Below are 26,733 nucleotides of genomic sequence, written 5' to 3'. Positions count from 1 at the left end.
CAGGTCAGCGATTGCTTAGCTAACTGCGTCGTCTGCTTCCAGATCACGCATGGACAGCTTGATACGACCGCGCTGATCGACATCCAGGACTTTAACCTTAACGATATCTTCCAGTTTCACGTAGTCAGAGACTTTATCGATACGCTTGTTCGCCACCTGAGAGATGTGAACCAGACCGTCTTTACCAGGCAGGATATTAACGAATGCACCGAAGTCTTCGATACGTACAACCTTACCTTCGTAAACCTGACCCACTTCAGCTTCCGCAGTGATCGCTTTAACACGATCAATTGCTTCTTTCGCCTTCAGTTTGTTATCAGCGTAAATACGAACAGTACCGTCGTCGTCGATATCGATCATTGCACCGGTTTCTTCGGTCAGGGCACGGATAGTCGCACCACCTTTACCGATCAGATCACGGATCTTCTCAGGGTTGATCTTCAGCTGAGTCATGGCAGGTGCATTGTCCGGCAGTTCAGGACGTGCGTAACCGATAACTTTAGCCATCTCACCCAGGATGTGCTTACGTGCGTGGTAAGCCTGCTCCAGAGCGATCTCCATGATCTCTTCGGTGATACCGGTGATCTTGATGTCCATCTGCAGAGCAGTGACACCAGACTCAGTACCTGCCACTTTAAAGTCCATGTCACCCAGGTGATCTTCGTCACCCAGAATGTCGGTCAGGACTGCAAAGCGCTCTTCTTCTTTCACCAGACCCATCGCGATACCCGCAACTGGAGCTTTCAGTGGAACACCCGCGTCCATCATGGACAGGGAAGCACCACATACGGAAGCCATGGAGCTGGAACCGTTGGATTCAGTGATTTCAGATACGATACGGATGGTGTAAGGGAACTCTTCCTGCGTTGGCAGGACGGCAGCAACACCACGACGCGCCAGACGACCGTGACCGATTTCACGACGGCCTGCACCCATCATACGACCACACTCACCTACAGAGTAAGGAGGGAAGTTGTAGTGCAGCATGAAGGCATCTTTGCGCTCGCCTTCGATCGCATCAATGATCTGCTGATCACGGCTGGTACCCAACGTACAAGTCGCGATTGCCTGGGTTTCGCCACGGGTGAACAGTGCAGAACCGTGAGTACCCTGCAGTACATCGATATCAACATTGATACCACGAACAGTCTTGCTGTCACGACCATCGATACGCGGCTGACCGTCCAGAATACGACCACGTACAGTGGATTTTTCCAAAGAGCTGACAACCCCTTCAACTTCTTTCGCAGAAGGCTGGCCGTCTTCGTTACCCGCGATCTCTTCAACCGCTTGAACGCGCAGCGCTTTCAGCATGTCCTGACGTTTCAGCTTGTCAGCAACCTGGTACGCTTCTGTAACACCTGCGCCAACCAGAGCGGTAACCTGAGAGATCAGCGCTTCGTTTTTCGCAGCTGGCTCCCATTCCCATGCTGGCTTGCCTGCTTCTGCAACCAACTCGTTGATCGCGTCGACAGCAACCTGCATCTCCTGGTGTGCGAACAAAACAGCACCCAGCATTTCATCTTCGGTCAGTTCCTGAGCCTGAGACTCAACCATCAGTACCGCGTCTTTAGTACCCGCGACAACCATGTCCAGCTCAGATGTTTCCAGAGTTTCGTAGGTTGGGTTCAGCAGGTAACCGTCAGCTTCGGTAAAACCAACACGTGCACAGCCGATAGGACCCTGGAAAGGGATACCGGAGATAGCCAGTGCAGCAGATGTACCGATCATCGCAGCGATATCCGGATCATTCACTTTATCCGCAGACATGACAGTACAAACAACCTGTACTTCGTTCATGTAGCCTTTAGGGAAAAGTGGACGAATCGGACGGTCAATCAGACGGGACGTCAGTGTTTCTTTTTCAGAAGGGCGAGCTTCACGCTTGAAGAAACCGCCAGGGATACGGCCTACAGCGTAGTACTTTTCCTGGTAGTGAACGGACAGAGGGAAAAAGTCCTGGCCTTCACGCGCGCTTTTGGAGCCAACAACAGTACACAGTACCTGTACGCCACCCATAGTAACAACAACAGAACCGGTTGCCTGACGAGCAACGCGACCTGTTTCCAGAGTCACTTCATGCTGACCAAACTGGAAAGTCTTAGTAATTGCTTGCACGATCTCTAATCCTCAGTGCTTATCTATTTAAATACGTTCTACGCATCCGTTCAGATTAAGCCATCACCTGGGATCCATCATGCCGTCAAATGAGCCTGTACTCAGTTGTGCTCTTTGCTTTGCGACGGGAACGCTCCCTGTCGAAAAACACAAATGAGTACGGGCCGGATGATTGGAACTTCCAAGATTCTGGCCATCCTCAGCGCGTCCGATGCGCTGATAAAACTGGGGCCATACATTGTATGGCCCCAGAGAAACATCTTAGCGACGCAGACCCAGACGCTTGATCAGCTCAAGGTAACGATCAGCATCTTTACCTTTCAGGTAATCCAGCAATTTACGACGCTGGTTTACCATGCGGATCAGACCACGACGAGAGTGGTGGTCGTGTTTGTTTGCTTTGAAGTGACCCTGCAGGCCTTCGATGTTAGCAGACAGCAGAGCTACCTGAACTTCTGGGGAACCGGTGTCGCCTTCGCCGCGAGCAAAATCTGCAACGATTGCTGCTTTATTTTCTGCACTTAGTGCCATGATGATTTCTCCAATCAATATGCAAACGACTCAGAGTCGTTCGATTAATAGACACGATGTACCGAGCATATTTCCAGTACAACGCCACAACTGCCAGTCCGCATATGCCAACCAGCAATGTTTTATTAAAGTGTTACTGTGGATCCTGCTCTGATGCGATCAAACGCTTGGGCCTTAACACCCCTTCAGCGTCGATCTCTGCGATCCCTAAAAAGCGGGATTTATCTTCAGTGAACAGCAGTACTTCCGGTGCAGATTCAGCTTCGGTCAGACGGATTCTCTGACCATGACTGATCCGCTCAGCCTGCTCTGAAGATAACGCCAATTCAGGCGCACTTTCCAGCGCGGTCCAAGGCGGTAATAATACCTGATCCATCCGGGCTTGTATGCTTTTTATCTCTTCCTCAGCCGAGCTAGGTTCAGCCAAGGACTCCAGCATATCCAGGGTCATCATCGCTTCGGATTTGTAAGGTCCGGCATCAAGCCGGTGCAGCATCTGTACGTGTGCACCGCAGCCCAAAAGCAGTCCGAGATCCTCAACAATGGAGCGAATATAGGTGCCCTTAGAGCAACGAATATCCAGATCAACTTCATCGCCCCGAAAGCCGGTCAATCGGATCTCATGAATCGTCACTTTACGTGACTTCACCTCGACTTTGATACCCTGACGCGCCAGCTTATACAGTGGCTGACCGTTAAACTTCAGCGCCGAAAACATCGAAGGGACCTGCTCGATCTCACCGGTGAAATGCGCTTCAATCAGGGCTTGTATACGGGCTTCAGTCACATCATCACCCACAGGCGCTTCGGCGATAACCTCGCCATCGGCATCACTGGAATCGGTACGAATACCGAGTTTAGCCGTGGTGATGTAACGTTTGTCAGAATCCAGCAGATAGTGGGAAAACTTGGTCGCTTCCCCCAGACAGACCGGCAACATGCCGGTTGCCAGAGGATCAAGCGCGCCGGTATGCCCTGCCTTCGCTGCACCGTACAGGCGTTTTACCCGTTGCAGTGCACCGTTGGAAGACATACCCGCAGGCTTGTTGAGCAGGAAAATCCCGTCGATCGCGCGACCACGATTGCGTCTTCGCGCCACGGGTTACTCCTCGTCTTGATCTTTCTTGTTTTCGAGACGCACTGCACTTTCAATCAAACCATGCAGGTGACGGCCACGTTCTACGGTTGCATCGAAATGAAAACGCAGGTTGGGCATCACTCGCAGTTTGATATGTCGCGCCAGCTCGCCACGCAGAAAACCCGCTGCATTGTTCAATACAGACAGTGATTCCTTAATGGCAGTCTCTTCATCTTTACCACCCAGCGGCAGCACAGTCACATACACATCAGCGTAGCCCAGATCTTTTGCGATCTTCACGTAGCTGACCGTGACCATGCCCAAGCGAGGGTCTTTGATTCCAAACTGGATCAGCTGAGCCAGGTCACGTTGTACCTGGTCAGCGATCCGTTGTGTACGACTATATTCTTGAGCCATAGTGTCCTGTTAGAACTGTTTGTTACAGCGTACGCTGAACTTCGACGGTATCGAATACTTCGATCTGGTCACCGACCTTAACGTCATTGTAGTTCTTAACGCCGATACCACATTCCATACCCTGACGAACATCTGCCACTGCCTCTTTGAAGCGACGCAGGGATTCCAGCTCACCTTCATAGATAACAACGTTGTCGCGCAGTACACGGATACGTTTGTTTCGGAATACCGTACCTTCAGTCACCATACAGCCTGCAACCAGACCAATCTTAGGTGAACGGAAGACATCACGTACTTCTGCAATACCCACGATCTCTTCGCGATACTCAGGAGAGAGCAGACCGCCCATCGCCTGTTTCACATCATCGATGATGTCGTAGATAACGCTGTAGTAACGCAGTTCGATACCTTCACGCTCGACAACACTCTTCGCCTGAGAGTCAGCACGAACGTTGAAACCGATGATCAGCGCGGAAGATGCAACAGCCAGGTTGGCATCGGTTTCTGCGATACCACCTACGCCACTGGAAACGATGTTCACTTTTACTTCTTCAGTGGACAAGTCATCCAAGGCGTTAGACAGCGCTTCCAGGGAACCACGTACGTCTGTCTTCAATACAATATTGAGAGACTTGACGTCGCCAGCCTGCATGTTGGCAAACAGGTTTTCCAGCTTAGACGCCTGCTGACGAGCCAGTTTCACTTCACGGTATTTACCCTGACGGAAGAGCGCAACTTCGCGTGCTTTCTTCTCGTTGGTCACCATGGTGAACTCATCACCCGCAGCCGGTGTTCCATCCAGACCCAAAATCTCTACCGGGATCGCAGGACCTGCGGATTCAATTGGCTTACCGTTTTCATCCAGCATGGCACGTACGCGACCGTAGTGCAGACCCGCCAGCACGATATCACCTTTACGCAGCGTACCGTTCTGAACCAACAGTGTTGCAACAGGACCACGACCTTTATCCAGACGGGACTCAACCACAACACCCTGTGCCGGAGCAGAAGGCGCAGCCGTCAGTTCCAGAATCTCGGATTGCAGCAGTACCGCTTCGATCAGCGCATCAATGCCTTCACCAGACTTCGCAGAAACGTTAACGAACATTACGTCTCCGCCCCAGTCCTCAGGAATAACATCGCGCTGAGCCAGTTCGTTCTTAACACGGTCCGGATCAGCTTCTTCTTTATCGATCTTGTTCACTGCAACAACCAGAGGTACGCCAGCCGCTTTCGCGTGCTGTACCGCCTCTTCGGTCTGAGGCATTACGCCATCATCCGCAGCAACAACCAGAATTACGATATCGGTCAGCTTCGCACCACGTGCACGCATCGCTGTAAATGCCGCGTGTCCCGGAGTATCCAGGAAAGTAACCATACCGTTGTCGGTTTCTACATGGTACGCACCGATGTGCTGTGTAATACCACCAGACTCACCAGACGCTACGCGGGTTGCACGAATGTAATCAAGCAGAGAGGTTTTACCGTGGTCTACGTGACCCATGACGGTTACAACCGGAGCACGACCTTCCTGTTCGCCCTGTGCCTGCTGGATGCTTTCCATCAGCGCCTCTTCCACTGCATTTTCCTGCATTGGCTTCGGCGTATGACCCATCTCTTCAACGACCAGTACAGCCGTATCCTGATCGATCACCTGATTGATGGTCGCCATCGCGCCCATCTTGAACATCACCTTGATCACTTCCGCTGCTTTGACGTTCATCTTCTTCGCCAAATCAGCAACGGTCAGACTCTCAGGGATGTTAACTTCCATCACCTTAGCTGTCGTCGGCTCGGTAAATCCATGAGCGTTCGAACGTGGAGCTGAACGTGAACCGCCGCGTGCGTTTTTGTTACGGCTGAGCTTACCGCCACGGCGGTTTTTATCATCGTAACGACCACCTTTGCCGCCGCCCGGCTTCTTATCCGCGCCACGACCTGGTTTCTTATCCGCACGTGTGCGTTGACGTTCGGCTTCAGTTTTCTTCGCCGCTTCACGCACTGCTTCCTGCTGCTTACGCAGAACTGCTTCTTCAGCCAGACGCTTAGCTTCAGCTGCGTCTGCTTCGGCTTTCTCTGCCGCTTCTTTTTCCTGACGCACTTTTTCTTCCGCTTCCGCCTTCGCACGCTCTTCTGCGGACGGACCTGCGTCTTCCGCTTCGCGCTGTTCAGTTACTTCTGCAACAACTTCAGCCGGAGCAGCGTCTGCTGCTTCAGCAACCACCGCTTCTTCAACCTGTTCTGGCTGCTCGTCTTCAAGTGCATCACGTTTCACGTAAGTACGTTTTTTGCGTACTTCAACGTTCACGGTCTTTTTCTTACCTGAAGCGCCTGCCACTTTAAGCGTGGAAGTCGTCTTACGTTTCAGAGTGATCTTCTTCGGCTCACCATCTTCAGCGTTTTCACCGTGGCTACGCTTCAGGAAGGTCAGCAATGACTGACGCTCACTTTCTGAAACGCCGGAGCCTTCAGTTTTTCCATTAATGCCTGCTTCCTGCATCTGCGTCAGCAAACGATCAACGGAAACACCAACCACATCGGCAAGTTGCTTTACTGTTACTTCTGCCATTTCGGGTTCTCCTATTCCGCCGGCCCGTGTTAGTCCTGGTCCTCAAACCAAGGCGCACGCGCTGTCATAATTAATTCAGCTGCTTTCTCATCGTTCAGGCCTTCCACATCCAGCAGGTCTTCCACTGCTTGCTCGGCCAGGTCTTCCATAGTCACGATGCCTTTAGCGGCCAGCAGGAATGCCAGGTGACGGTCCATACCGTCCATCTCCAACAGGTCTTCCGCAGGCTCAGCTTTATCCAGCTGCTCTTCACTTGCAATCGCCAGGTTCAGCAGCGCGTCTTTGGCACGTGTGCGCAGCTCTTCGACGATATCTTCGTCGAAGCCGTCAATTTCAAGCATCTCTTCCACCGGAACATAGGCAACTTCTTCCAGTGTGGTGAAACCTTCTTCCAGCAGCACTTCAGCGACGTCTTCGTCAACATCCAGATGCTCGACGAACGCTTCCAGTACAGAACCGGTTTCGTTCTGCTGCTTTTCAGCAACTTCTTCTTCGGTCATTACATTCAGCTGCCAGCCAGTCAATTCAGCTGCCAGACGCACGTTCTGACCGCTGCGACCAATTGCCATTGCCAACGCTTCTTCTGCCACAGCCACATCCATTGAGTGTGTCTCTTCATCAATGATGATGGACGCCACGTCTGCCGGAGCCATTGCATTAATAACCAGCTGTGCCGGGTTGTCATCCCACAGCACGATATCAACACGCTCACCGCCCAGCTCGTTAGATACGGCCTGAACACGGGAACCACGCATGCCGACACAAGCACCAACCGGGTCAATACGACCGTCGTTGGTTTTGACTGCGATCTTGGCGCGAGAGCCTGTATCACGTGCAGCCGCACGGATCTCGATAACTTCTTCCGAGATTTCAGGCACTTCAATGCGGAACAATTCGATCAGCATTTCGTTACAGGTACGGCTCAGCATCAGCTGAGGACCACGACCTTCAGCGCGTACTTCAGCCAGAATGGCTCGTACACGATCACCCATACGGAACGCTTCACGCTGAATCAGCTGATCGCGAGGCAACAAAGCTTCGGCATTGTTACCCAGATCTACGATAATATTATCGCGAGTCACTTTTTTAACACTGCCGGAGATCAGCTCTCCAACACGATCGCGGTACAACTCGACAATTTTTGCACGCTCGGCTTCACGTACTTTCTGTACGATAACCTGTTTTGCAGTCTGTGCTGCGATACGTCCGAACTTAACAGACTCAACCTGCTCTTCGTAAATATCTTCAGGCTGCAGTTTTGTGTCCAGCTCCAGTGCTTCTTCTAATGTCAGCTCAGTCCCCAATGCAGGCACTTCTTCATTGCTGACAACTTTCCAGGTACGGAAAGTATCGTAATCACCGCTGGTACGATCGATCTCTACACGGATATCCGCTTCTTCGTCGTAACGCTTTTTAGTTGCTGCCGCCAACGCGAACTCAATCGCCTCAAAGATGACCTCTTTAGGCACATCTTTTTCGTTAGATACGGCTTCTGCTACCAACAGAATCTCTTTGCTCATTCCTCTGCCTCGCCTGATACCCCAAAACCACTCTTAGAACTGAGGGATTACGTTCGCCCGATCAATGTAGTCAATCGGCAACAGATATTCTTCATTATCCACAACCACCAGAACATCATCCCCTTCCACACCGTTCAGCAACCCCTTAAACTTACGACGGCCTTCAAATGCCACGCGCAAGCGCACCTGCACCTGATTACCGGCATAAGCAGCAAACTGTTCAAGGGTAAACAGCGGGCGATCCATACCCGGAGATGATACTTCCAGTGTGTAATGACCTGTGATCGGATCTTCCACATCCAGCACACCGCTGACCTGATGGCTGACCTTTGCACAGTCATCTACATCAACACCTTTTTCGGCGTCGATATAAATACGCAGGGTGTTTTGACGACCCTGCGATATATATTCAATTCCCCAAAGATCAACGCCCAGAGCAACGACACCCGGTTCGATTAATTCCTGGAGTTGTTTCAGCTTTGCTGACACTGAATAAACCTCACTTACGGCACAAACAAAAAATGGGTCAACAGACCCATTTCCAATACACAGCACCGTGACTATGATTCGCGTATAAAAAAAGGCCCTGTTAGGCCCCTTTCAAACGAACAAGATTGGCAGCGGAGATCGAATAGAACATCAATCATCCCGTTGAACGTATGAAAATATACGCTAACGAGCCACCGTCACTTTCGTCTTAGAATTGGTAGCGGGGGCTGGATTTGAACCAACGACCTTCGGGTTATGAGCCCGACGAGCTACCAGACTGCTCCACCCCGCATCAAAACAGGGCATATTGTACATATGCCCTAGATCTTTTTCAAGATCATGGTGCCCAAGGCCGGACTCGAACCGGCACGACCGTAGGTCACTACCCCCTCAAGATAGCGTGTCTACCAATTCCACCACTTGGGCAAACGAGTATCAGTTGGCTTGCGGAATATCTGATTCAGGAACCGGCTCAGCTTTGCCCGCTTCCAGTGTCGGCAATTCAGGCTCAGTAACCTCTGCTGCACGACTCTCAATAACTTCCGCTGCAGGAATACCTGCATCACCCACTGTATCAGCTTTTTCCTTGGCAACCATGGCCAGCAAAAAGCTTGTTACGAACAAACCGGTTGCCAGTACGCCTGTAATACGTGCTAGAAAAGACGTACTACCGCTACTACCGAACACAGTCTGGGAAGCACCAGCGCCAAACGAAGCGCCAGCCTCTGCACCCTTACCCTGCTGCAGCAATACCAGAGCGATAATGCCGGCAGCAAGCAAGACATGAACAATCAGAACCAGTGTTTCCATCTATCAACCGTTTCGTTACGCTTCTGCCGCCGCGCGACAGATAGCGATAAAATCATTAGGCTTTAAGGATGCACCGCCAACCAGGCCGCCATCCACATCGGGGTTTGCAAACAACTCATCGGCATTCGCCGCGTTGACGCTTCCACCGTACAGGATTCTTACACCTGCTGCTACTTCAGCACTGTACTCAGCAACAATGGCTCTTACAGACTGATGAACATCCTGAGCCTGCTCAGGTGTCGCTGTTTTACCGGTTCCAATAGCCCAAACCGGTTCATATGCGATAACAGCTTTTGCGAAAGATTCAACACCACAAGCATCTAGCACAGCTTTTAGCTGACCACCTACGACTGCCATGGTTCTCTCGTCTTCGCGCTCTTCCAGTGTTTCACCAACACACAGAATAGGCACAAGACCTGCGTCGATCGCTGCATTGAACTTCGCAGCAATATCAGCGTCCTTTTCGCCAAAAATGGCGCGACGCTCAGAGTGACCCAGAATTACATACTGACATCCCAGATCAGTGAGCATTCCCGGTGAATTCTCACCTGTATATGCACCACTTTCGAATTGGCTGGCATTTTGTGCGCCCAGCGCAATCGATGCATTACCAATCAGACTTTTCACCTGTGACAGGTAAACAGCCGGAGGGCATACCAGAGCTTCTACAGCATCCAGATCTTGAAGACTTGCAATCAGTGTTCCCATCAACTCATTGATAGACTCACTATTGCCGTTCATTTTCCAGTTTCCGGCGACAATGGCTTTACGCATCGATACCCCCTATCGAAAGAGGCGCAAATATTAACTGCGTTACTCTGAAGTTTCAAGCGCCTGAAGCGCATTTTCTACTTCTGTTGCCAGCGCCGAGCATAGCTCCGCAACTTCCGCAGCATCTTCACCTTCAATCATCACGCGTACAACAGGCTCTGTGCCCGACGGTCGCAACAACACCCGCCCACGAGAACCTAGCGTCGATTCAGTCGCAGCAACCGCTTCCTGCACCGCCTCAACACCCATTACGTCCACTTTGTTTTGCATACGGACGTTGATCATCGTCTGAGGCATTTTACTCATACCCTGTTTCAGCACATGCAGGTTTTTACCGCTATCCGCAATGGCTCTCAGGACCTGAAGCGCAGACACCGTTCCATCACCCGTCGATGTCAGATGACGGCAAACGATATGGCCTGAGGATTCACCACCTAACAACCAGCCATGATTCGCCAGCTGCTCCATCACATAACGGTCCCCTACTTTTGCACGCACAAAAGGGATCTGCTCGCGCTTGAAGGCCTGCTCGAGCCCGAAGTTAGACATCAACGTACCAACAACTCCGCCTTCGAATTCTCCCTGAGCACGCAGGTGCGAGGCGATCACATAGAGCAACTCATCGCCATCGACTTCAACGCCGGTGTGATCAACCATGATCACGCGATCACCATCACCATCCAGTGCGATACCCAGATCAGCACCTTCCGCCACAACCACCTTCTGCAAACGCTCAGTTGATGTTGCACCACACTCCTCGTTGATATTCAGACCGTCAGGCGCGGACGCCACTTCGATCACTTCAGCACCTAATTCGGAAAACACACTCGGAGACACGTGATAGGTCGCACCATTGGCGCAATCGAGGGCAATTTTCATTCCCTTAAGGTCGATACCACCGGCACTGGCTTTACAGAATTCGATATAACGCCCCGGCGCATCCTCGATACGTTTTGCCTTACCCAGCAGTGCAGGATCAACCGTGGTCATGGCGATATCCAACTGAGCCTCAATGGCCTGCTCAATTTCATCCGGCAATTTAGTACCCTGCGCAGAAAAGAACTTGATGCCATTGTCATAATGAGGGTTATGCGAAGCACTGATCACAATACCCGCATTGGCATGAAAGGTACGCGTCAGATAAGCAATAGCTGGCGTTGGCATAGGCCCAAGCAACAGCACATCTACACCTGCTGCAGACAATCCCGCCTCCAGCGCAGACTCAAACATATACCCGGAAATGCGCGTATCTTTACCAATAAGAATTTTGCTGCGACCTTCACGGGCAAACACTTTACCGGCTGCCCAACCCAGCTTCAGCATAAAATCGGGTGTTACAGGAAACTGGCCTACTTTGCCGCGAATTCCGTCGGTACCAAAATAACGTCTGCTCATTACTACTCAATCCTCTCCAATGGACTCGTTGCGCACAGCTTCGGTCATACGCACAACATCTACTGTTTCTGCCACATCATGTACACGCAATATCTGCGCACCCTGCATCACCGAGATTGCAACGGTCGCCAAACTTCCTGCCAGGCGCTGATCAACCGGTCGGTGCAATACATGGTCTATCATCGATTTGCGCGAAGTTCCGATTAACAGCGGCAATCCTAACGCGTGCAACGCATCCAGATTATTCAACAGACGTAGATTATGCTGGATGGTCTTACCAAAGCCAAAACCTGGATCAAGAATAAGACGATCTTTTACAATCCCAGCCGCTTCACAATCCTCAATTCGCTGCTGTAGAAATGCCTTAACATCCAACAATACGTCGTCATAACGCGGCGCATCCTGCATTGTGGCAGGACTGCCCTGCATATGCATGAGACAAACTGGCAGCAAGGTTGCGGCCGCCGCCTCAAGCGCCCCCGGCCTGCCCAACGCCCGCACGTCATTAATCAACCCAGCACCTGCAACTGCGGCCTCCCGAATGACCTCCGCTGAGCTTGTATCAACCGACACAACAACATCCAGCTCACGCGACAGCCGTTCAATCACTGGGATAACCCGATCCAACTCTTCACTCACAGACACCGGTGCAGCCCCTGGCCGGGTAGACTCGCCACCGACATCAATAATAGTCGCGCCTTCTGACACCATTATTTCAGCCCTGCGCACCGCCTGTCCCAGCGACAACTCACTACGGCTATACAGATGACCGCCGTCCGAGAACGAGTCAGGCGTGACGTTCAGAATCCCCATAACCTGGGTACGGCTCAAATCCAGTGTGCGACGACCACACGAAAGCTGGCTTATGCTCACAACTCTACTCCGGTATTCGATACAAAAAAGGCTGATCACCACGATCAGCCTTTTTACTTATACTGCCTAATCTCAATTAGTGCACATTGTTATCCGGTGACGGCATATCAGGATCAGTACCCGCATCGTCCTGCGGCTTATCCTGTTCAGCTTTATCCTGCTCAGGCTCAGACTGCTGCGTTGTAGCCCCCGTATTACCGCTGTCCTTATCATCGTCATCTTCCCAACCATCAGGCGGAGTGACTTCTTCACGGGCCATCAATTCGTCAATCTGCTCACTGCTGATTGTTTCGTACTTCATCAACGCCTGCGTCATTGATTCCAGGATATCACGATTGTCTTCCAGTACCTGCTGTGACTGGGCGTAACACTCGTCAATCACGCGGCGTACTTCAGCATCAATACGGCGCTGCGTTTCTTCAGACACTGTCTTTGCGGGCTGACCGTAACCACGACCAAACGGGTCGCCTTCCTCGTCATCGTACAACAACGGCCCCAGCGCTTCGCTCAAGCCCCATTTCGCCACCATGTTATGCGCCATTGAGGTTGCACGCTGGATATCGTTGGCGGCACCGGTGGTCACCCCCTCTTTACCCAACGTCATCTCTTCTGCAATACGCCCACCATACAGCGAACAAATATTCGAGATGATTGTCTGGCGACTATGACTGTAACGATCTTCTTCCGGCAAGAACATGGTCACACCCAAGGCACGACCACGCGGGATAATCGACACTTTATAAACTGGATCATGCTGCGGCATCAGACGACCTACGATGGCATGACCTGATTCATGATATGCAGTATTCAGACGCTCTTCATACGACATCACCATGGACTTACGCTCGGTACCCATCATGATTTTGTCTTTCGCTTTCTCAAACTGCTCCATACCCACTGTGCGTTTGCTCGCGCGTGCGGCAAACAATGCAGCTTCATTGACTAGGTTTGCCAGATCTGCACCGGAGAAACCCGGTGTACCGCGAGCAATCAGCTCAGGCTTCACATCATCGCCCAATGGAACTTTGCGCATATGTACTTTCAGAATCTTTTCGCGGCCACGAATATCCGGCAGTCCCACATGTACCTGACGGTCAAAACGACCCGGACGCAGTAACGCCGGATCCAGTACGTCGGGACGGTTAGTCGCAGCAATAACGATGATACCTTCGGTACCCTCAAAACCATCCATCTCTACCAACAGCTGGTTAAGCGTCTGCTCACGCTCATCGTTACCACCACCCATACCAACACCACGGTGACGGCCGACCGCATCAATCTCATCAATGAAGATGATACAAGGCGCATTTTTCTTCGCCTGCTCAAACATGTCACGAACACGGGAGGCACCCACACCGACAAACATCTCTACAAAATCGGAGCCTGAGATGCTGAAGAAAGGAACCTTTGCCTCACCGGCGATCGCTTTTGCCAACAGGGTTTTACCTGTACCCGGGTTACCGGACATCAGGACACCCCGCGGGATATGGCCACCCAGTCGCTGAAACTTGCCAGGATCACGCAGGTAATCAACCAGCTCTTTAACTTCTTCTTTGGCTTCTTCTACACCAGCCACATCATCAAAGGTTGTCTTAATCTGATCTTCGCCCAGCATACGTGCTTTGGATTTACCAAAGGACATCGGGCCGCCTTTACCGCCGCCACCGCCTTGCATCTGACGCATGAAAAACATAAAGACGGCGATAATCACCAGGATCGGGAAAGACGCTACCAGCAACTGAGACCAGATACTCTGCTGCTCAGGCTGCTTACCCTCAATAACAACGTTGTTACGCAGCAGGTCATCAACCAGCTTAGGGTCTTCCAGTGCAGGTCGCACGGTCTCAAAACGCTCACCACCGGAGCGCTCGCCCACAATGGTATAACCGTCTATCACCACTTTAGAAACACGACCATCCTGCACTTCAGTAACGAAGTCAGAGTAGCTGAGACGATTCGGTTCAGCTGCATCGTTGAAATTATTAAAAACCGTTAACAGGACTGCCGCTATTACCAGCCACAGCACCAGATTTTTTGCCATATCGTTCAATGGATTATCCTCAGCTTATCAACGATGCATCACGCATCTGAAGAATGCGCCACACACTATAACACTTGTGGCAGGTCGCTTCTCAACCTTTAAAGCCTTTACCAAACAGATATACCTCGCGCGACCGGGCGCGTGAAGCATCAGGCTTACGTGTGATTACTTTATTGAAGCTTTGACGCATGTCCTGCATATATTCGTCAAAACCTTCACCCTGGAACACCTTGGCAACAAAATTGCCGCCCGGTTTAAGTACTTCGCGGGCCATATCGAGAGCCAGCTCAACCAGATACATCGCTGCAGGCTGGTCGACGCTGTTCATACCACTCATATTGGGGGCCATATCTGAAATTACAAGGTCTGCCGGTTCATCTCCCAACGCTTTCAGAATACGGTGCAGCACCTCTTCTTCAGTAAAATCACCTTGCACGAACTCAACACCTGCCATTGAATCCATTGGCAAAATATCAGATGCAACCACCCGACCATGATCTCCAACCAACTGAGCCGCCACTTGCGACCAACCACCCGGAGCAGCGCCCAGATCAACCACAGTCATACCCGGACGAAACAGTTTATCTTTTTCGTTCAGTTCAAGCAGCTTAAAGCTGGCACGGGAGCGATACCCCTGCTCTTTGGACTGTTTGACGTAATGATCGTCAAAATGTTCCTGCATCCAACGCCCACTACTCTTAGATTTTGCCACGAATTACCGACCCCTGCGTCGTTGACACCTCAGGCTATGCGCTACTCTTGAACACATATCTCAGGTAGTATTGTAGAAATTATTGAAGGTTTCGGATCACCGACAACCAAAAAATTTTGAGGCACGTATTTTAGTATGAGCTTGACGTCCGAGCAAAAGAAGCATTATCGCACCATTGGTCACAACCTTAATCCGCTGGTCATGGTTGCAGGCAAAGGCCTGACCGAGAACATCCAGCTGGAAGTGGACCGTGCTTTGGAAGATCACGAGCTGATCAAGGTTAAATTCGCTGTCGGCGACCGGGAAGTAAAAAAACAGCTGATTAAAGAACTGGCAGAGATTGTTGAAGCGACCATCGTTCAGGAAATCGGCAACATTGCTTTGCTATACCGGAAAGCCGAGAATCCGGACCCGCGACTGTCAAACCTGTTGCGCTAAGCTCCACTCCTCCCAATACGAAAAAGGGCACCCGAAGGTGCCCTTTTTTATAGGTCGTGCCGCATCAGATATGCAGCACTTCGTCGATCTCATATTCGATAAGACCGTTTGGCGTAGTAACCGCCACGATATCACCTTCCTCTTTACCGATCAGCGCACGCGCAATCGGAGAGTTTACTGAGATCTTACGGTTCTTAATATCCGCTTCGTCATCACCCACGATCTGATAACGCTGCTCTTTATCATTATCGATGTTGATGATAGACACTGTCGTACCGAAGATAACCTTACCGCTGTGCGGGATTGCCGTCACATCGATCACCTGACAGTTGGACAACTTACCTTCCAGCTCCTGAATCCGTCCTTCAATAAAACCCTGCTGTTCACGCGCAGCGTGATATTCAGCGTTTTCCTTCAGGTCTCCGTGCTCACGCGCATCAGCAATATCTGCAATCACGCGCGGGCGCTCAATGGTTTTCAGCTGTTCCAGCTCTTGTCGCAGCGCTTTTTCGCCGCCAACAGTCATAGGGACTCGGTTATTCATACATTCTCACCTGCATGGATATCCTGCAGACGGCGAACAGTTTTCTCTTCACCATACTGCAGCGCACGGGTAGTCGCTTCAGCACCGGCCAACGTCGTGCTGTAAGGTACTTTATGCTGCAGGGCGGAACGACGAATCTCAGCAGAATCCGCAATCGCTTTGCGACCTTCGGTCGTGTTGATCACGTAAGCGATTTCATCGTTTTTAAGCATGTCGACGATGTTAGGACGTCCTTCCATCACCTTATTCACACGCTCAACCTGCAGGCCGGTTCCTTCCAACAGAGACGCCGTACCACTGGTTGCAACCAGCTCGAAGCCCAACTCAACTAGATCAGAAGCTACCTCAATTACACCCTGTTTATCAACTTCGCGCACAGAGATGAAGGCTTTACCTTTCTTCGGCATCTTCTCACCAGCACCTACTTGCGCTTTCATGAAGGCTTCGCCGAAGGTCTCACCGGTACCCATAACTTCACCAGTAGACTTCATTTCTGGTGACAGGATCGGATCAACACCCTGGAACTTGTTGAACGGGAATACCGCTTCTTTAACATTGAAATGCTCAGGCACGATCTCTTCGGTGAAGCCCAGCTCTTTCAGGCTCTTACCGGTCATGACCTGCGCGCCAATCTTCGCCAGCGAGACGCCGATACACTTGGATACGAACGGCACGGTACGAGACGCACGAGGGTTAACCTCGATCACATAGATCTCGCCATCCTGATATGCCAGCTGCGTATTCATCAAGCCAATAACGCCCAACTCCAGCGCCATTTTCTTAACCTGATCACGCATCTCATCCAGCACGTCAGCCGCAAGACTATACGGAGGCAAAGAACATGCAGAGTCACCGGAGTGAACACCGGCCTGCTCGATATGCTGCATGATCGCACCAATAACAACAGTCTCGCCGTCACAGACCGCATCGATATCTACTTCAACCGCAGCGTTCAAGAAGTGGTCCAACAGAACCGGCGCGTCATTGGAAACCTGTACCGCAGTATTCATGTAGCGGCGCAGCTCTTCCTCTTTGTATACGATTTCCATCGCACGACCACCCAATACATAGGACGGACGAACAACCAACGGATAACCCAGTTTACCCGCTTCGATAACCGCTTCTTCCAAAGAGCGCACTGTTGCGTTTTCAGGCTGTTTCAGACCCAAACGCTTCAGCATCTGCTGGAACTGTTCGCGATCTTCCGCGCGATCAATCGCTTCAGGAGAGGTACCAATGATCGGCACACCAGCCGCTTCCAGCGCAACCGCCAGTTTCAGCGGAGTCTGACCACCGTACTGAACAATGACACCTTTCGGTTTTTCAACAGCAACAATTTCCAGCACGTCTTCCAGCGTGATCGGCTCGAAGTACAGACGATCAGAGGTATCGTAGTCGGTAGAAACAGTCTCAGGGTTACAGTTAACCATGATGGTTTCAAAGCCATCAGCGCGAGCCGCAAGCGCTGCGTGTACACAGCAGTAGTCAAACTCGATGCCTTGCCCGATACGGTTAGGACCACCACCAATAACCATGATTTTGTCACGGTCGGAAGGATTCGCTTCACACTCTTCTTCATAAGAAGAATACATATAAGCGGTATCAGTAGAGAACTCAGCCGCACAGGTATCAACACGCTTAAACACCGGACGAATATCCAGTCCATGACGGTGTTTACGTACCTGTTTCTCACTCACACCCAGCAACACGGCCAGACGCTCATCTGAGAAACCTTTGCGTTTCAGACGGAACAAGGTGTCCTTATCCAGTTCAGACAGTGCCATTTCAGACACACGCTGCTCATCTTTGATGATGTCTTCAACCTGAACCAGGAACCAAGGATCAATACCGGACAGTTCGTATAGCTCTTCAACGGACATCCCCAGACGGAATGCATCGCCCAGGAACCAAATACGTTTATCACCCGGCTGCTTCATCTCACGCACGATATCGGTACGTGCGTCTTCGCTTTCCAGGTCAATAATTGGATCAAAGCCCGTTGCACCGACTTCCAGTCCACGCAAAGCTTTCTGCAAAGATTCCTGCTGAGTACGACCGATCGCCATAACCTCACCAACAGACTTCATCTGTGTGGTCAGACGGTCATTAGCCTGCGGGAATTTCTCGAAAGTGAAACGAGGAATCTTAGTAACAACGTAGTCGATAGCAGGCTCAAAAGAAGCCGGAGTAGCACCACCGGTGATGTCGTTCTGCAGCTCGTCCAGGGTATAACCCACAGCCAGCTTCGCAGCAACTTTAGCAATAGGGAAGCCTGTTGCCTTAGATGCCAATGCAGATGAACGAGATACACGTGGGTTCATCTCGATAACAACCATACGGCCGTCTTCAGGATTCACACCAAATTGAACGTTGGATCCACCTGTTTCAACACCGATCTCGCGCAAGACAGCAATCGATGCATTACGCATCAATTGATACTCTTTATCTGTCAGCGTTTGTGCAGGCGCTACCGTAATGGAATCACCGGTATGTACGCCCATAGCATCAAAGTTTTCAATAGAACAGATGATGATGCAGTTGTCGTTTTTATCACGTACAACTTCCATCTCATATTCTTTCCAACCGATCAGAGATTCATCAATCAGCAGTTCGCTGGTTGGTGACAGATCGAGACCGCGCTCGCAGATTTCAACAAACTCTTCTTTGTTGTATGCGATACCACCGCCGGTACCACCCATCGTGAAAGATGGACGAATGATACATGGGAAACCAAGCTGAGCCTGTACCTGCAAAGCCTCTTCGAGGCTGTGCGCAATTGCAGCACGCGGGCATTCCAGACCGATGTTTTTCATCGCTTTATCAAAGCGGTCACGGTCTTCTGCTTTATCAATGGCATCCTGAGTTGCGCCGATCATCTCAACGCCAAACTCTTTCAGTACACCTTCGCGATCAAGATCCAAAGCGCAGTTCAGTGCAGTCTGGCCACCCATTGTAGGCAGCAGCGCATCTGGACGCTCTTTCTCAATAATCTTCGCAACTGTTTTCCAGTTGATCGGCTCAATATAAGTGGAATCGGCCATCGCCGGGTCGGTCATGATGGTCGCCGGGTTAGAGTTAACCAAAATAACTCGATAACCCTCTTCTCTCAGTGCTTTACAAGCCTGGGCACCAGAGTAGTCAAACTCGCAGGCCTGGCCGATTACAATCGGGCCAGCGCCAAGAATCAAAATGCTTTTTATGTCCGTACGTTTTGGCATCAGTATATACCGGTCGTATCAAGTGACTGTTCGTTCTGTCTAAAGTACTTACGCGTTCTTACGCGCTTTAATCTGCTCGATAAAACGATCGAACAGTGGTGCCACATCATGTGGCCCCGGGCTCGCCTCAGGGTGACCCTGGAAGCTGAAGGCCGGGCGATCAGTCCGCTCGATACCTTGCAATGAACCATCAAACAGAGATTTATGCGTTGGGCGTAACGTATCTGGCAGCGAATCTTCAGCAACAGCAAAGCCGTGATTCTGACTGGTGATCATCACCTTAGTTGAATCCAGATCCTGCACCGGGTGGTTAGCACCATGGTGGCCGAACTTCATCTTTTCAGTTTGCGCACCGGAAGCCAGCGCCAGCAACTGATGGCCCAGACAGATACCAAAGATAGGCAAATCAGTTTTACAGATCTCCTGAATGGCATTAATCGCGTAATCACACGGCTCTGGATCACCAGGTCCGTTGGAAAGGAATACGCCATCCGGGTTCAAAGCCAATACATCTGCAGCTGGGGTTTGAGCAGGTACGACCGTCAAACGACAGCCACGCTCTACCAGCATGCGTAGGATGTTGCTCTTCACGCCAAAGTCATACGCAACAACATGATGCGCCAACTCGTCATCGGTCTTATCTTCGTGACCTTTGCCCAGTTTCCAGGTAGAGGAGCGCCACTCATATGCCTTAGCGACGGTGACTTCCTTCGCCAGATCCATACCTTTCAGACCTGGGAATTCTTTTGCCGCTGCTAATGCTTGTTCTTCATTCACATCGCCGGCCATAATGCAGCCGCCCAGAGAACCTTTTTCACGTAAAATACGCGTCAGGCGACGGGTATCAATATCAGCGATACCTACGATGTTATTGTCTTTCAGGTATTCGTCCAGAGACTTCTCGCTACGGAAGTTGCTCGCTACCAGCGGCAGATCACGAATTACGAGACCGGATACCCAGGTCTGGGATGACTCTTCATCCTCTTTATTGGCACCCACATTACCGATATGTGGATAAGTCAGAGTAACGATCTGGCGGCAATAGGACGGATCAGTCAGGATCTCCTGATAACCGGTCATAGAAGTGTTAAATACCACCTCACCGCTCGACTGACCGTCAGCGCCAATCGCCACCCCCTTGAAAATACTGCCGTCCTCAAGGGCCAAAATGGCTGGTCTCGACAATTGAACCTCCCCCCGCACTGCGCGATACAAAAACTAGACTGATGAAAACGATACGTGCAAAAAAGCGAGGCAAAACCGAATTTTAACCTCGCTCTAATATGCTGCTCCTGAGATCAGCTGATTTCTCTCAGCCAAACCGGCGGTATTTTAGTCGATTTAGCGGCTCCTGTCCACGCACTCAACATCACTCGATAGTGTTGTTTAAGGCCTCATCTCTGCATCCAACCCAACGTCACAAAAACGTAATGAAATGGTCATTACAATATTTCTTTATATGCCCGATATAGACCGGCAAACGCACGTTAGAGCCGTTTGATCAGAGAGACACAGATGAAAATTTCACAGCTCACCCGCCTGGCAACTTTAGCGCTGCTATTTATTGTCATTTTTTTGAGCGGTTCGGTTATCTGGTCGTTAAACCGACTTCATGACGCATTTTCCGCCAGCGCTTACTACCAGAACTACCAACGCGAAGTACGGGAGCTGATAGGCAAACCTATCCACACCTACCTGCTTAACGGCAATGCCACTTTACTGACGACCATCAGCGATAACATTTCGACTGTTATCGATAGCACCAGTCAAAACACCCACCTGTCGACTGAGATGCGCAATGAGACGGTTGCACTACTAGATAAGCTCAGCAACACCACGTTGTCTGAGTTGCGTGCAGCAGGAAAACTCGCAGATCCTCAGGAGCTGCTGATCAATAATGAACGCGAACTCATAGGCGAGCTGGCCCGCGCGACCGAATATACCGAGTCCGCTAACCTAGCCAACCCACAACAGCGCCAACAATACCTCGCTCTGATTACCCAACTACAGCGCTCACTGGTCGCTCTCAGCCACACTCGCCAAAGCTACTTTACCGATGATAGTAATGACAAACTGGACACGCTGAAGCACTATCAGAGTGAACTGAATCAAACATCTCTCATCCTGCACGGTTTGCCCCGGCTGGGTGTCTACTCGCAAGAAAGTGATGACGGGGATGATCTCGCATCACTTATGGGGTGGCAGAAGGACGAAGAATCCAACGACCGGGAAGACAAAGGAGACGCCATCATTGACGAGATCCGTTCGCTCGTTAAGCGCTACCCTAAAGAACTGAATAACGCACAAAAATTTATTACCCAAAAACAACAAGCCAAACACGCCACCCAACAACACCTGAACGAACTCGAACAGAGCCTGTCACGCTATGCCGCAGCGGTTAATCAGCGATACGCGGCGATACAGCGCGACGTGTACTTTCTTCTGGCCATCTGCGTCACCTTAATTGTGGTCACCGGTCTGCTGATGACCCTGCTAAAGCATCGCCTGTCACGTATTCTAATAGAAACCAGCAACTATATAGACAAGTTATCTAAGGGCGACCTGAGCAAGGAGTTCAACCTTAGAAGCAGTATTTCAGAAGTAAAGAGCCTGCATTGCTCCGTCAACGCGCTGCATAGCTACTTCACACATCTCATCGCTCAGATACGCAACGAGACACAACACCTAAGTTCGCTTGAGCATCAGATATCTCAAGGTGCAATCCATCTGGAATCGATTGTTTCCAAGCAGCTTTCCTCAACCGAACGAGTGGCCGTACAAATGACACAGCTTGACGGCTCCTACCAGCAAGTCGCAGAAAACGCCGCCCAAACCAGTAACGCTACCTCAGAGGCACAATCACTCGCCAACCAAAGTGCTGACTACATGCTCACAACCAGCAATAGCATTCACTCTCTCACCGGCGAAGTAGAAGAAACAGCCAAGGCACTTGAGCTGCTCAAACAAGACGCCCGAGAAATAGAAAGCGCCTTAGAAGTCATCCAGGGCTTCGCCGAGCAAACCAATCTACTTGCACTCAATGCAGCAATCGAAGCTGCTCGCGCGGGCGAAGCCGGCCGCGGGTTTGCTGTGGTCGCCGATGAGGTACGTAACCTCGCATCCCGAACCAGCAGCTCAGCCATCGAAATAAAGCTAATAACAGACAAGCTCAATCAAGCTACATCAACAACCACTGAACGCATGAACAAACAACTGGATGCAGCTGCAATCACAATACAATCCGCCCAAGATGCCCAAAACACGATTGAGTCCGTTCGTGAGTCCATAGAAAACGTCCATAACATGAACTCGCTCATCGCCTCTGCAACCGAAGAACAAACGTGCAGCACAACCGAGATTAGTAACGCAGTAAACGAAGCCGCCGATTTATCCAAAAGCTCATCACAGGAAGCGGATAATAATCAGAAATATGCCTCTGAACTTTCCAAAATCAGCACCAGCTTAAGTGCGTTGGTGCAACAGTTTAACTAGCCCTCTGCTTCTGGGTAGCCGCACACAAGTCGCGAGCTACCCCCCTTCCCCCAACCATAAAGCATCCCCCTATACAATCGCCTCGCCTCCTTTCTACTACCCGCCAATCATGCCACTTCGACTAAACCTTTTTCATCAATACGTCAGATAATCCTCTCCAACATGGTATGAGGTCTGGGGTCTGGGGTCTGGGGTCTGGGGTCTGGGGTCTGGGGTCTGGGGTCTGGGGTCTGGGGTCTGAGGTCTGAGGTCTGAGGTCTGAGGTCTGAGGTCTGAGGTCTGAGGTCTGAGGTCTGAGGTCTGAGGTATGGGGTATGGGGTATGGGGTATGGGGTATGGGGTATGGGGTATGGGGTATGGGGTATGGGGTATGGGGTATGGGGTATGAGATATGAGATATGAGATATGAGATATGAGATATGAGATATGAGACACCAAGCGTAAGACGCCAAGTAATCCCCAACACCTAATCCGAGGCAATGCGTTCAATAATTGCACCCGTCGCCACCTCATGTGGCGAGAGCTGCCACTCCGTAGCCCCCTATATCTCAGAAATAAAAAAGGCCGGCAAAAGCCGACCTAATACGAAGTCGTTGTGTGGTTTGAAGGGGGGGACCACACAATCACCTCAATATACATGTTTCAGGCATTAGAACTTGATGCGCATACCTGCCAGCACATCCAGATCCAGATCTTTGCCATCTTCGTCAATGTCAGAGATTTCAGCAAAAACGCTTACGTTTTTCTGTGCTGGGAATTTATACGTTACGTTAGCGTAAATCTGAGTAGCATCAGTAGACGCTGAAGTTTCTTCTTCAGTCAGACCCAGAGCGAAAGTAGTCGTTTTGGATGCTTTGAACTTAGCAACTACGTTGTAAGTGTCCAGATCAACAGAACCCGTATCACGGGAGCTGTAATCAGCAGCCAGTGCAACGGAACCCAGCTTAGTAGCAGCACTCAGACCCCAGGAATCAACATCGCCCGCAGTTTTATCAATAGTCTGATAAGCAGCAGCCAGTTCAACACCACCTACGCTTGTTGCAGCAAAAATTTCGAAAGAAGCATCGCCTGCACTGTTTTCACCTTCAGCTTCCAGCTCAGTGGAAGTAATCAGAGTAAAGTTGTCGGTAGCAACGTCCAAACGAATCACGTCATCGCCGTCAGTCTGGCCGGCAGCATCGAATGCATCTTCCGATACAGCGTGCTCGTATGCACCCTCAACACCAAACTCATCAGCAGCATTGTTCTGCTTACCTACAGCCACTGCAGCCATACCGAAGTCCAGGCCCAGGTAAGCTTCTTCCAGCTTACTACCAGACTGCTTGTCTTCTGCAGCATCTTTAAAGCCGAAATCCAGCTGACCGAAAGCTTTCAGGCCGTTACCCAGATCGTAAGTTACAGAGTTTTTCAGTTCCAGATCGTCGAACTCAACTTCTGCATCTTTAGTTTTAGAAGCGTTGTCACGCAGCTGAACCTGCCAGTCGCCTTTCAGCTTGTAAGTCAGACCTTTGCCTTCATAAATAGTAGCAGCGTTTACAGAACCAACAGTTGTAGCAGCTGCAATAGCAGCAACCAAAATCAGCTTTTTCATTTCCTTTCTCTCCAGATTTAAGGATGAATAATTAAAAATCGACAAATTTTGAGCAAAGCAATCCCTGCACCCTTATTAAAAGGGCGAGACAAATCCAATAAATATTTTTTCTTAAGGGCAGCTAAAAATAGCTATTTACATGAGTTATTGGCTGATCCACTTTTTGAAACGTTTTCTTGTTTCTGAATCTGCTTGGTTATACCAGTAACGAAGCATTTTCTCTGGCATATTCAACTCAGAAGAGTTTGCCTTATCTTTATTACCTGACTGTGACTTAGCTGCAGGTAATGGGCTTGCATCAGCCAAACCAACTACTCTTTCATACGGGAGTGCTGCCACGGCATCCGTCAAGTTAAAGTCTTTCAGCTCGCGTTCGTAATCACGACTCAACTGAAAGCCATCCTTTTTCAGCGGACTAATTTTAATTGCCTGAGCAACACCACTAGCGTTCAGTAGACGCCAGTCTCCGCTGCGGTTAAAGGCATCAACATCGTCTTCGTTGCGAATTAATGGAGCCTTTAATATGAGAGCCGTGTTCTTTGCGTCGAATAACAGCACGAAAGAGCCTGTATTTTCCAACTCGAAATCATCAGCTGATTTTTTTAACTCAGCAGTATATTGAACCAACAACTGATTGAGACCATCATTTAACTTTACCGAGTCAGTCCCTGAAAAAATACTTTCATGAGTGACTTCCTTACCATTTAATGCAAGCACAGAAATTCCTTCCTCAAACTGCACTTTTACATCAGCAACAAGAGAAGAACTGAAACCCAGCAATGAGACAAAAAAAGCACACAGTATTTTTTTCATAAAGCCCAACAATTGTTAAAAAATATGGAACCAAACTTTCTACCTGTATCTAACAACCACTGAAGTAGAATCCAGCCATAATTTATGGGCTGCGATATTAGGGTTGTTATATGACAGTAAGGTTTAAAAATGATTAAAGATTCAGTTATCTCTTCCCAAACTCAAGCCTATTAAGAAAAAGCATAAAATTCATTACAGCAAGAATAAAGATATAATCAGCTACTCTTAAAACCAACAGCTCCACCTTCACACCAAAGCCACAACTCCCCCTAAAACGCATGACATCCACTTATAGAAGGGGCCTCTGGTTTCCCAAGCTTTTAGCTTTTTAAAAGTGAACGGATTTTCACATCCATCTACGCAAATGTCAACGTTAATAGCATTCATTATCATTCGCCTCTTTGCGATCATTTAGCTTAGCTTTGTTTCAGTTCTACTAAAGCTAAAGCTAGAGCTAGAGCTAGAGCTAGAGCTAGAGCTAGAGCTAGAGGTAGAGGTAGAGGTAGAGGTAGAGGTAGAGGTAGAGGCATTAGAACCGCCCCTACCGGGGCGGTCACCAGATATTTACCACTAGCTATCAACGTTCTCATGCTGCTCAGGCGTGAAGCGCAGCACCCGCTCCTCCCAGTCATCATCAAAATCATAACTCGGACGCAAAGTCTCTGCAGTCACACTGCTCACGAATAACATTGCTGCCACAACACCTAACAGAGATTTCATAATGAGTTTCATATCACCACCTTTGGTTTGTGTACACGCTAACTGTATGACCAAGAAATGAAACCAGACTGAAAAACACCCACTAGTCTCCAGATGTCATAAAAGCTTCATGGATAACCAATCGCATATCGATAAATCATTCGCAAATAAAGAGACAAGAATAGTGCATGCATTTGAAGGCCTGCTTAATCGTAAAAAGCACAGCGCTTGAAAGCAGCACAGGTGGCCCGTACGAAGTTTTTTATAGCGAATATGAGTGCGAGAAAACCTCAGAGAGCAGCCCCACCACCGTTGTGTTGTTGCTGCAGAGGGCACGGAAGATAGATGACCTACACAATAAGAGCTTAGCAAGCTTACCCTGCAGGGTTTTCTTTAGGCGACCGGCACTTTGGTGAAGTACGGATGACGTGTTCGAGTTCGGAGCTAAGGTGATTGGCGGAAGGCAGCTGCCGCCTGCCGGGTTGCCTGAAGACAACCCTACATTAAGATGGGAGCACGCAGTGCGCGGCCGTTTTAATCTCCGGCCATAACGAAAAAACCCCAGCTGCATCGCAACTGGGGTTCTCTCTCATACCACACGGGTACTAATTAGG

Annotated in this window: 21 protein-coding genes and 2 tRNA genes; 2 read left to right on the top strand and 21 right to left on the bottom strand. The window is 50.2% G+C overall.

Annotated features, from left to right (window positions below):
* Nucleotides 1-15 precede the first annotated feature (15 nt).
* From pnp to rlmE, 15 genes are all read right to left on the bottom strand, one after another.
* A complete protein-coding gene (pnp, locus tag IOQ59_RS18485) occupies nt 16-2,118 on the bottom strand; it encodes a polyribonucleotide nucleotidyltransferase (protein WP_193954948.1) in 2,103 nt (700 codons plus the stop codon).
* 261 nt (nt 2,119-2,379) lie between these two features.
* Nucleotides 2,380-2,649: a 30S ribosomal protein S15 gene (rpsO, locus tag IOQ59_RS18480; RefSeq protein WP_193954947.1), complete on the bottom strand. Its 270-nt coding sequence runs from the start codon at nt 2,647-2,649 to the stop codon at nt 2,380-2,382.
* A 133-nt stretch (nt 2,650-2,782) separates the two neighbouring features.
* Entirely contained in the window at nt 2,783-3,748 is a 966-nt protein-coding gene (gene truB / locus IOQ59_RS18475) for a tRNA pseudouridine(55) synthase TruB (protein ID WP_193954946.1), read from the bottom strand.
* 3 nt (nt 3,749-3,751) lie between these two features.
* Nucleotides 3,752-4,144 carry a 30S ribosome-binding factor RbfA gene (rbfA, locus tag IOQ59_RS18470; protein ID WP_193954945.1) on the bottom strand — a complete coding sequence of 131 codons (393 nt, stop codon included), beginning with the start codon at nt 4,142-4,144 and terminating at the stop codon, nt 3,752-3,754.
* A gap of 22 nt (nt 4,145-4,166) precedes the next feature.
* Nucleotides 4,167-6,713, bottom strand: coding sequence for a translation initiation factor IF-2 (gene infB / locus IOQ59_RS18465; protein ID WP_193954944.1), 2,547 nt, complete (start codon nt 6,711-6,713; stop codon nt 4,167-4,169).
* A gap of 29 nt (nt 6,714-6,742) precedes the next feature.
* On the bottom strand, nt 6,743-8,233 hold the full coding sequence (nusA, locus tag IOQ59_RS18460; protein ID WP_193954943.1) for a transcription termination factor NusA: 1,491 nt from the start codon (nt 8,231-8,233) through the stop codon (nt 6,743-6,745).
* A 33-nt stretch (nt 8,234-8,266) separates the two neighbouring features.
* Entirely contained in the window at nt 8,267-8,722 is a 456-nt protein-coding gene (gene rimP / locus IOQ59_RS18455; RefSeq protein WP_193954942.1) for a ribosome maturation factor RimP, read from the bottom strand.
* A 215-nt stretch (nt 8,723-8,937) separates the two neighbouring features.
* Nucleotides 8,938-9,014 (bottom strand) — tRNA-Met (locus IOQ59_RS18450).
* A 48-nt stretch (nt 9,015-9,062) separates the two neighbouring features.
* Nucleotides 9,063-9,148: transfer RNA gene (locus IOQ59_RS18445), tRNA-Leu, on the bottom strand.
* A 9-nt stretch (nt 9,149-9,157) separates the two neighbouring features.
* Nucleotides 9,158-9,532, bottom strand: a complete 375-nt coding sequence (gene secG / locus IOQ59_RS18440; RefSeq protein WP_193954941.1) for a preprotein translocase subunit SecG — start codon at nt 9,530-9,532, stop codon at nt 9,158-9,160.
* 15 nt (nt 9,533-9,547) lie between these two features.
* Nucleotides 9,548-10,306, bottom strand: coding sequence for a triose-phosphate isomerase (gene tpiA, locus IOQ59_RS18435; RefSeq protein ID WP_193954940.1), 759 nt, complete (start codon nt 10,304-10,306; stop codon nt 9,548-9,550).
* A 39-nt stretch (nt 10,307-10,345) separates the two neighbouring features.
* Complete coding sequence (gene glmM, locus IOQ59_RS18430; protein WP_193954939.1) at nt 10,346-11,698, bottom strand: phosphoglucosamine mutase; 1,353 nt, start codon at nt 11,696-11,698, stop codon at nt 10,346-10,348.
* A 6-nt stretch (nt 11,699-11,704) separates the two neighbouring features.
* Nucleotides 11,705-12,511: a dihydropteroate synthase gene (gene folP / locus IOQ59_RS18425; protein WP_193954990.1), complete on the bottom strand. Its 807-nt coding sequence runs from the start codon at nt 12,509-12,511 to the stop codon at nt 11,705-11,707.
* A 136-nt stretch (nt 12,512-12,647) separates the two neighbouring features.
* A complete protein-coding gene (gene ftsH / locus IOQ59_RS18420) occupies nt 12,648-14,612 on the bottom strand; it encodes an ATP-dependent zinc metalloprotease FtsH (RefSeq protein WP_193954989.1) in 1,965 nt (654 codons plus the stop codon).
* Nucleotides 14,613-14,703: 91 nt separating this feature from the next.
* A complete protein-coding gene (gene rlmE, locus IOQ59_RS18415; protein ID WP_193954938.1) occupies nt 14,704-15,324 on the bottom strand; it encodes a 23S rRNA (uridine(2552)-2'-O)-methyltransferase RlmE in 621 nt (206 codons plus the stop codon).
* A gap of 135 nt (nt 15,325-15,459) precedes the next feature.
* On the opposite strand from rlmE, the gene IOQ59_RS18410 reads away from it, so the two are divergent.
* Nucleotides 15,460-15,762 (top strand): YhbY family RNA-binding protein, encoded by a 303-nt coding sequence (locus tag IOQ59_RS18410; protein ID WP_193954937.1) that lies wholly within the window; start codon nt 15,460-15,462, stop codon nt 15,760-15,762.
* Between the two features lie 64 nt (nt 15,763-15,826).
* On the opposite strand, the gene greA is transcribed toward IOQ59_RS18410, so the two are convergent.
* From greA to carA, 3 genes are read right to left on the bottom strand one after another with little or no spacing between them, the layout of a single operon-like run.
* Nucleotides 15,827-16,306: a transcription elongation factor GreA gene (gene greA / locus IOQ59_RS18405; RefSeq protein WP_193954936.1), complete on the bottom strand. Its 480-nt coding sequence runs from the start codon at nt 16,304-16,306 to the stop codon at nt 15,827-15,829.
* Complete coding sequence (carB, locus tag IOQ59_RS18400; protein ID WP_193954935.1) at nt 16,303-19,524, bottom strand: carbamoyl-phosphate synthase large subunit; 3,222 nt, start codon at nt 19,522-19,524, stop codon at nt 16,303-16,305. Before carB ends, greA begins: the two co-directional genes overlap by 4 nt.
* Nucleotides 19,525-19,572: 48 nt before the next feature.
* Complete coding sequence (carA, locus tag IOQ59_RS18395) at nt 19,573-20,709, bottom strand: glutamine-hydrolyzing carbamoyl-phosphate synthase small subunit (RefSeq protein WP_193954934.1); 1,137 nt, start codon at nt 20,707-20,709, stop codon at nt 19,573-19,575.
* Between the two features lie 330 nt (nt 20,710-21,039).
* Between carA and IOQ59_RS18390 the strand changes: the two genes are divergently transcribed.
* Complete coding sequence (locus IOQ59_RS18390; protein ID WP_193954933.1) at nt 21,040-23,016, top strand: methyl-accepting chemotaxis protein; 1,977 nt, start codon at nt 21,040-21,042, stop codon at nt 23,014-23,016.
* Between the two features lie 649 nt (nt 23,017-23,665).
* Here IOQ59_RS18390 and IOQ59_RS18385 read toward each other — a convergent pair.
* The 3 genes from IOQ59_RS18385 to IOQ59_RS18375 form a co-directional block, all read right to left on the bottom strand.
* A complete protein-coding gene (locus IOQ59_RS18385) occupies nt 23,666-24,607 on the bottom strand; it encodes a porin (RefSeq protein WP_193954932.1) in 942 nt (313 codons plus the stop codon).
* A gap of 144 nt (nt 24,608-24,751) precedes the next feature.
* Nucleotides 24,752-25,420 carry a YccT family protein gene (locus tag IOQ59_RS18380; RefSeq protein ID WP_193954931.1) on the bottom strand — a complete coding sequence of 223 codons (669 nt, stop codon included), beginning with the start codon at nt 25,418-25,420 and terminating at the stop codon, nt 24,752-24,754.
* A gap of 570 nt (nt 25,421-25,990) precedes the next feature.
* Nucleotides 25,991-26,152, bottom strand: a complete 162-nt coding sequence (locus IOQ59_RS18375; RefSeq protein ID WP_193954930.1) for a hypothetical protein — start codon at nt 26,150-26,152, stop codon at nt 25,991-25,993.
* Between the last annotated feature and the right edge of the window lie 581 nt (nt 26,153-26,733).

This window comes from Pontibacterium sinense (assembly GCF_015209595.1).
GTDB classification, from domain to species: Bacteria; Pseudomonadota; Gammaproteobacteria; order Pseudomonadales; family Balneatricaceae; genus Pontibacterium; species Pontibacterium sinense.
Note: the sequence above shows the minus strand (reverse complement) of the source record. Positions and strands in the feature narration are given on the sequence as shown.